This is a genomic window from Streptomyces sp. MS191 (genome assembly GCF_008042125.1).
Lineage (GTDB): Bacteria > Actinomycetota > Actinomycetes > Streptomycetales > Streptomycetaceae > Streptomyces.
The window spans coordinates 1,057,467-1,059,469 of the sequence record NZ_RDBI01000040.1 but is presented as its reverse complement, the minus strand read 5'-3'; the positions used below and the strand labels follow the sequence as shown (position 1 = coordinate 1,059,469).

General features: G+C 69.2%; 2 protein-coding genes. Both read right to left on the bottom strand.

What is annotated here, in order from left to right; all coding sequences use genetic code 11:
- Positions 1–264, bottom strand: a 264-nt coding sequence (locus EAO71_RS38710; RefSeq protein ID WP_315986591.1) for a biotin/lipoyl-containing protein, incomplete at its 3' end; no start/stop codon positions are given.
- 96 nt (positions 265–360) lie between these two features.
- Positions 361–1,749 (bottom strand): dihydrolipoyl dehydrogenase, encoded by a 1,389-nt coding sequence (gene lpdA / locus EAO71_RS11835; RefSeq protein ID WP_147977686.1) that lies wholly within the window; start codon positions 1,747–1,749, stop codon positions 361–363.
- Between the last annotated feature and the right edge of the window lie 254 nt (positions 1,750–2,003).

The window sequence follows — 2,003 nt, the reverse complement described above, 5'->3', positions numbered from 1 at the left end:
GGCGGACTCGGCCGCGGGGGCGCCCGAGCCGTCGTCGATGATCGCCAGCTCGGCGCCGACCTCGACGGTCTCGTCCTCGGCGACCTTGATGGAGGCGAGGATGCCCGAGGCGGGGGCGGGGATCTCGGTGTCGACCTTGTCGGTCGACACCTCGAGCAGCGGCTCGTCGGCCTCGACGCGCTCGCCCTCGGCCTTGAGCCAGCGGGTGACGGTGCCCTCGGTGACGCTCTCGCCGAGCGCCGGCAGGGTTACGGAAACCGACATGGTTTCAGTTGCTCCTAACGGTGGGGTCTCCCCGGCTCGCGCGGCGCGCCGAGCGGGGGAGGTGCGGTAAGTGGTCGTCGCGCCCGGTCGACTGGGTCAGTCGTGGGAGTGGAGGGGCTTTCCTGCGAGGGCCAGGTGGGCCTCGCCGAGCGCCTCGTTCTGCGTCGGGTGGGCGTGGATGAGCTGCGCGACCTCGGCCGGCAGCGCCTCCCAGTTGTAGATCAGCTGCGCTTCGCCGACCTGCTCGCCCATGCGGTCACCGACCATGTGGACGCCGACCACGGCACCGTCCTTGACCTGGACGAGCTTGATCTCGCCCGCGGTCTTGAGGATCTTGCTCTTGCCGTTGCCCGCGAGGTTGTACTTCAGGGCGACGACCTTGTCCGCGCCGTAGATCTCCTTGGCCTTGGCCTCGGTGATGCCGACGGAGGCGACCTCGGGGTGGCAGTACGTCACCCGGGGCACGCCGTCGTAGTCGATCGGAACGGTCTTCAGTCCGGCCAGCCGCTCCGCCACCAGGATGCCCTCGGCGAAGCCCACGTGGGCGAGCTGGAGCGTCGGGACGAGGTCGCCCACGGCCGAGATCGTCGGCACGTTGGTGCGCATGTACTCGTCGGCGAGGACGTAGCCGCGGTCCATGGCGACGCCCTGCTCCTCGTAGCCGAGGCCGGCCGAGACGGGGCCGCGGCCGATGGCGACGAGCAGGACCTCCGCCTCGAAGGTCTTGCCGTCGGCCAGGGTGACCTTGACGCCGTTGTCGGTGTACTCGGCGGACTGGAAGAACGTGCCGAGGTTGAACTTGATGCCGCGCTTGCGGAAGGCGCGCTCAAGAAGCTTGGAGCTGTTCTCGTCCTCGACCGGGACCAGGTGCTTCAGGCCCTCGATGACCGTGACGTCGGTGCCGAAGGACTTCCACGCGGACGCGAACTCGACGCCGATGACACCGCCGCCGAGGATGATCGCGGACTCCGGGACACGGTCCAGGGTCAGCGCGTGGTCCGAGGAGATGATCCGGTTGCCGTCGATCTCCAGGCCGGGCAGCGACTTCGGCACGGAGCCGGTGGCCAGGAGGATGTGACGACCCTCGACGCGACGACCGTCCACGTCGACGGAGGTCGGGGAGGAGAGCCGGCCGTGACCCTCGATGTAGGTCACCTTGCGGGAGGCGACGAGACCCTGCAGACCCTTGTACAGGCCCGAGATCACGTCGTCCTTGTACTTGTGCACGGCCTTGATGTCGATGCCCTCGAAGGAGGCCTTGACACCGAACTGCTCCGCCTCGCGCGCCTGGTCGGCGACCTCGCCGGCGTGGAGCAGGGCCTTCGTGGGGATGCAGCCGTTGTGCAGGCAGGTGCCGCCGAGCTTGTTCTTCTCGATCAGTGCGACGTCCAGGCCCAGCTGCGCTCCGCGCAGCGCCGCGGCGTAACCGCCGCTACCGCCGCCGAGGATCACTAGGTCGAAAACGGTGCTGGCGTCGTTCGCCACGTCACGTCCTCCATGCATGTGCGCCGGTCGCCGGTCTCCGATGACCGGGCGGCGGCTGGTGTTCGGCCGCTTTTAGTTCGGCCCTGTGGTGGGGGCCCTGTCCTGCCGAGAACCCATCTTCGCACTTGTTGACGGGAGGCGGGACGCGGGGCCGGTGTGTGAGACCGGGCGATCGTCCGTACCCGCGGGTAATGGGGGTGGCGGTCGCTGCGGATTTCGTCGAGAGCGCAACGGCCCCCGGGCGGGGAACCCGG